Source organism: Kluyvera sp., assembly GCF_965301105.1.
In genome coordinates this window covers 1-5908 of record NZ_CBDKZX010000133.1, presented here as the reverse complement: position 1 = coordinate 5908, position 5908 = coordinate 1, and the positions used below count along the sequence as shown (strand labels likewise).

The following is a 5908-nucleotide window of genomic DNA, read 5'->3' as shown; positions in this document are numbered from 1 at the left end:
AAGTACGTAAAGAGCAGGGTAAGGGTGCGAGCCGCCGCCTGCGCGCAGCTAACAAGTTCCCGGCTATCATTTATGGTGGCGAAGCAGCTCCGGTTGCTATTGAACTGGATCACGACAAGCTGTGGAACCTGCAGAACAACGCTGAATTTTACAGCGAAGTTCTGACCATCGTTGTTGATGGTAAAGAAGAAAAAGTTAAGGCTCAGGCGGTGCAGCGTCACCCGTTCAAGCCGAAACTGGCTCACATCGACTTCGTTCGCGCTTAATCGCCAGCGAGTCTACGTGACGAAAAAACGGCTCCCATCGGGAGCCGTTTTTTTATGCCTGCCGTTTATTGAGTTGCCGCTTCTCGTATCACCGTTTCTGTTCCTGTCGCCGCAATCGTTTCATTATTGACGCTATCCGTCAGCGTAATGCCGCTGACTTCGGCAAAATTCCACGCCTGCGCCGTATTCTCAAACGTCACATTATTGAACTGACTGTCACGCAGGAAGGAAATATCTGTCGCCTTTGTATTACGGAACTTGACGTGTCTGAACGACAGATTCTGATGATACGCATCGCGGGAAAAAGTGATGCCATAGGCCGCCGCCATCTCATCCGCCGTCATACCATCAACCAGAATGCTGTTCTTCGCCGCCGTGCCGTCAACAGTCACATTTTCGACCGTGATATCACGGAACTGCGCAGGTTCAGCGGCTGGCGTAGTGTCGTTGACGTCGGCACTGTATTTGATGGTGAAGATAAACGGCTCTTTGGCTAAATCTTTCATTGCGTTGTTGCGGAATACGACGTCACGCGCCCCGCCGCCATAGTAAGGACGACTCTTCATGCGCAGGCCAATATCGGTGAGATACATGACATTGTCTTCCGCTTTAATCTTCTCAATCCATGCGCCAGTATGGCTGCCGGTCACCACCGCGCCGTGGCCTTTACGGAAGTAGTTGTTAAAGATCCACGCCCCGCTCTGTGCTTTTTGGCCAAAGGTTTCAACGCCTTTGCCGTATCCCGCCGCAAAGTTCATGCAGTCGTCGCCGGTGTCAAAAAAGTTGTTGAACACCAGACCGTTCTGGCTATTGCCCAATTCAATGCCGTCGGCGTTATTGCCGTCGAAGGTTTTGTGCGACAGCGCGTTAAGAGTGATATTTTCCGACTCCAGCGCCATCACGCCGTGAAACGCCGGGTTGAGGATGGTTAACCCTTCGAGATAGAGATTGCTGACGCCGCGCAGCGTCATCATGCTGGAGCGACGATTCTTATAGGCGCTGTCGCTATCCATCCCTTCGGCAATGGCCTGCTCGGTCTGGTATTTCGCCAGAATGCCATCTTCGCTGACCAAACTCGCTTTGCTCGCCCGGTACTGCGGCAGGGAGTTGCCTAACTCATCGGTTATCGACTCTGCCCCGCCCGCTTTCACACCTCGCGTCCAGCCGTTGCCGTCCAGCGTGCCTTTCCCCACGATGCGGATATTTTTGAAGGTACCGGCATGCGAGCTGCCGCGATCGTCCACCTCTAGCGCGTTTATCAGCGACGGCGGGCGCTTCGGCAGCGGATTATCGGTATACGGATAGAGGTAATAGCCCCTGCTCAACGGATAGTCTGCTGGGTTTTCGGATCCCAGCAACGTCGCGCCTTCCGCGATTTCCAGCGTCATGTCGCTATGCAAAAACAGCGCACCGGTTTTAAACACCCCGCCGCGAATTGTGACCTTACAGCCCTGCGGATAGCGGTCGACGGTACAACTGTCGATAGCCTGCTGGATAGCCGCGGTATTGAGTGTGCTGCCATCATCGACGGCACCAAAGGTTTTGACGTCTACAACCTGCGGCTGCTTCGCGGTGCGCAGGGTCACTGGCGCGCTGTCCGCCGACTCTTCACCGCTGGCATACACCGCCCGGACGGTAAATTGATACTCGGTATCCGGCTGGAGATCGGCCGCGGTAAATGTGCGCAGATCGATTTTCCGCTGCCAGCCATCGTTGTTCATTGTCTGGTAGAAGTTGTCGATATAGGGTTTCGCCGGAGAGTAGCGGTCCTGGTTTTCCCGGGCACTACCCAGCAGCTCACCGTTACGGTAAATGCGGTAATCCACCACATCCTGCGCGCCGCTTTGCGGTTTTTCCCACACCAGTACAGCGCTATCCTCATCAGCGGAAAGGATCGGCGACTGGACATTTTGTGGCGCGGCAAGGCCGGACGGCGTGGCGGACGATGAGTCGCTGGATTCATCACCACAGCCGCTCAGCATGCCCGCCAGGGCAATGGCGGTTATGATCGAACAGCGTGAGTGCCTGAAGGTATTAAGCATATTCTATTTTTCCTCGTTGTTATCCACGGCCAGCCGCGACGGGTGGCCGTGTTAATCGCCGCCTGAACGAGCCGGCATATTTCATCCATAAAACAAAACGTTTTTGCATTAAAAACAAAACGACATTTTATTTAGTGTTATTTGAGGAAAAAAACCGCGATTCGGCTCAATAATTAATCAGGAAGAGAGTATGAGATGCAGATAGTGCGAGGAGGGTCACTCAACATCATTGGTTTGAGGTGCAGATAACGCCTGCCCGATGTCGGGCAGGCAAATTGCGATTACTTACCGCCAGAGGTCCGGCGCTGTAGCTGGTCACGCAGATTCGGCGGGGTGCCTTTAATCGTCAGCGTGTCAGTCGCCGGGTCCCAGAAGATGCGTTCACCCAGCAACATCGCGTCGAAGTTAATCGTCAACCCACCGCCGCTGCCGGCAAACTTGGTCAACTGACGCAGGGTGCTACGATCCGCCGGGAAGCTCTCTGCCAGCTCGTAACCTTTTTCAGCAGTAAACTCGCTGAAGCTGACCTCGCTCACGCCGGAAAGCTCTTTTGACAGCGACTCCAGTTCAATCTCTTCACCCGCTTGCAGCTGTTCGTTGCAATAGGTATACACCTGCTGACGCACGTTCTGACGCTCGTTCTTATCCAGCTCCGCTTCAGCAGCGAAATCATCCAGCGCCTGCAGCAAACCACGGTTCTGCACCTTGGCGTTTAGCCCTTCGCTGGCACCGAGGAAGTCCATAAAGAAGTCGGCGACTTTGCGCCCAACGCGGCCTTTGAGGAAGGTCAGGTAGCGGGTCGATTCCGGGTTAGTTTCCCACTCGGTGAGATCGATTCGCGCCACAATATCCGCATGGTTGATATCCAGATAGTGAGTCGCGCTGATATCCAGCTGCTCGTTGACACGCATGCTGCTGAGGTTGTTCAGCACCGCCACCAGCAGATACTCCACCGCCAGATAACGGTAGTGGCAGAACAGCACAATGCCGCCGTCGGCGAACGGATACTTCGCTAACTCATCGCGCAGACGCCCTGTGGCCGCGCGGCTAAACGCGAGGAAATCTTCCTCACCCTGGCGCTGTAATTTTAGCGTTTGCGCCAGTTCACTCTCTTCGGTAAACAGGCCGTAGGCTTTGTTTTTGGCGCTATACACCCGATGTAGCTCGGCCATCATCTCTTCAACCGGCGCGGTGGGCTCCAGCAGCGTGTCGCGCAGCACCACGTCCAGATTTTGCTCATCGCGTTTGACGAGCTGATGCAAAGCAATCTGGTCGATATCCAGACTCATGTTAAACTCTCCTTTAAGATCGGGTGTATTCAACCACCCCCGATATAACAGTGCAACTCGCATATTACCGAGGTCGCGGCAGTATAATGCGCAAAGGATAACGCGTTACGCCGAAAAAAAGCGGAAAAAATGCTGCTGCTACGGTAATATACTGCCCTTTAATGAACAGACAGATTTCGATTTATGCCACAACAATCCCGCTATAGTGATGAACACGTAGAACAGCTGCTGAGCGAGCTGGCTAACGTGCTGGAACAACATAAAGCCCCGACCGACCTTTCTCTGATGGTGTTGGGCAATATGGTAACCAACCTGATTAACAGCAGCGTGGCTCCGGCTCAACGCCAGGCTATCGCGCGTTCTTTCGCCCAGGCGCTGCAATCTTCCATTAATAGCGATTCTGCGCACTAAGGGTACAAGCAACAGTTTATGGTGACACATCGTCAGCCTTACCGAGAAAAGGTCTCCCAGATGGTTAGCTGGGGACACTGGTTCGCCTTGTTCAACATGCTGTTGGCCATGGTGCTCGGTAGCCGCTATCTGTTTGTCGCCGACTGGCCGACGACGCTGGCAGGACGCGTGTTCTCCTACATCAGCCTCGTCGGGCATTTCAGCTTTCTGGTGTTCTCCACCTATCTGCTGATTCTGTTTCCCCTGACCTTTATCGTCATGTCCCAGCGCCTGATGCGCTTCCTGTCCGCTATTCTGGCGACGGCGGGCATGACGCTGTTGATTATCGACAGCGAGGTCTTTACCCGCTTCCACCTGCACCTTAACCCGGTGGTGTGGGAGCTGGTTATCAACCCCGATCAAAATGAGACGGCTCGCGACTGGCAGCTGATGTTTATCAGCGTGCCGGTGATTCTGCTCGTCGAAATGCTGTTTGCCACCTGGAGCTGGCAGAAACTGCGCAGCCTGACGCGCCGCCGACACTACGCGCGCCCGGTCGCCTGGTTTTTCTTTGCCTCATTTATCGCTTCGCACGTGATGTATATCTGGGCGGATGCCAATTTCTATCGCCCAATCACCATGCAGCGCGCCAACCTGCCGCTCTCCTACCCGATGACGGCCCGCCGCTTCCTGGAGAAACACGGGCTGCTTGACGCGCAGGACTACCAGCGACGCCTGGTGGAGCAAGGCGACCCGGAAGCGGTCACCGTACAATATCCGCTGAGCGATCTGCGCTATCGCGATATGGGTGCGGGTCAAAACGTCTTGCTGATTACCGTCGATGGGCTGAACTATTCACGCTTTGAGCAGCAGATGCCGTCGCTGGCACGCTTTGCCAACGATAACGTTAACTTCACCCAGCATATGAGCGCCGGTAACACTGCCGATAGCGGTATCTTCGGCCTGTTCTACGGCATCTCGCCTGGCTATATGGACGGCGTGCTTGCCGCGCGTGTGCCAGCGGCACTCATCAGCGCTCTTAATCAGCAGGGATACCAGTTGGGGCTGTTCTCTTCTGACGGCTTTGAAAGCCCGATTTATCGTCAGGCGCTGCTGTCCGACTTCTCCCTGCCCCCTGGCAAGTCGCAGAATGATACCCAGACGGCAAGCCAGTGGATAAACTGGCTGACCAACAATGCGCAGGATGAAACACGCTGGTTCTCATGGGTGTCGTTTAACGGCACGAACGTCAGCAGCGCGCAGGCAAGCGATCGTCAGTACAGCCGCGCAGCCGCGCAGGTCGATGAGCAAATCGGCCGCGTGCTGGACGCTCTGCGCGATTCTGGCAAGCTTGAGAATACGGTAGTGATTATTACCGCCGGTCACGGCGTGCCGCTCAGCGGGCAGAAAAATAGCTTCAACTGGTCGCGAGCCCAGCTACAGGTACCGCTGGTCATCCACTGGCCTGGTACCCCGGCACAGCGCATCGACCTGCTGACCGACCATAAAGATGTGATGACCACGCTGATGCAGCGCCTGCTGCACGTTAGCACCCCGGCCAACGAGTACTCGCAGGGTCAGGATCTGTTCAGCGCGACCCGCCGCCATAACTGGGTTACCGCGGCGGATAGCAACACGCTGGCGATCACCACGCCCGCCATCACTGTAGTGCTCGATCATAACGGCCACTATAAAACCTGGACCGCCGAGGGCGACCGCGTACGTGACCAGAAAGCCCAGCTCAGCTTGCTGCTACAGGTGCTGACCGAGGAAAAACGGTTTATCGCTAACTGATTGATTAATTATGAATCAATCAGTGAGTTACCTGCTTGCAATCGGCGATAAAAGCGGTAGTATTTCCCCCATGCGTCGGCACGTAGCGCAGCCTGGTAGCGCACCGTCATGGGGTGTCGGGGGTCGG

At 55.3% G+C, this 5908-nt stretch carries 5 protein-coding genes; 3 read left to right on the top strand and 2 right to left on the bottom strand.

Features of this window, described 5'->3' with window-relative positions:
- Positions 1–266, top strand: a 266-nt coding sequence (rplY, locus tag ACW14G_RS21920; RefSeq protein WP_455648804.1) for a 50S ribosomal protein L25, incomplete at its 5' end; no start/stop codon positions are given.
- A 65-nt stretch (positions 267–331) separates the two neighbouring features.
- Here the strand turns inward: rplY and ACW14G_RS21915 are convergent.
- Positions 332–2308: a glycosyl hydrolase family 28 protein gene (locus ACW14G_RS21915; RefSeq protein WP_249023000.1), complete on the bottom strand. Its 1977-nt coding sequence runs from the start codon at positions 2306–2308 to the stop codon at positions 332–334.
- 281 nt (positions 2309–2589) lie between these two features.
- Positions 2590–3597 carry a nucleoid-associated protein YejK gene (gene yejK / locus ACW14G_RS21910; RefSeq protein WP_163447580.1) on the bottom strand — a complete coding sequence of 336 codons (1008 nt, stop codon included), beginning with the start codon at positions 3595–3597 and terminating at the stop codon, positions 2590–2592.
- A gap of 183 nt (positions 3598–3780) precedes the next feature.
- Here yejK and ACW14G_RS21905 point away from each other — a divergent pair, with 183 nt between their 5' ends.
- Positions 3781–4008: a YejL family protein gene (locus tag ACW14G_RS21905; RefSeq protein ID WP_163447579.1), complete on the top strand. Its 228-nt coding sequence runs from the start codon at positions 3781–3783 to the stop codon at positions 4006–4008.
- Positions 4009–4026: 18 nt separating this feature from the next.
- Positions 4027–5781 (top strand): LPS biosynthesis-modulating metalloenzyme YejM, encoded by a 1755-nt coding sequence (gene yejM / locus ACW14G_RS21900; RefSeq protein WP_167575408.1) that lies wholly within the window; start codon positions 4027–4029, stop codon positions 5779–5781.
- Positions 5782–5908 lie beyond the last annotated feature (127 nt).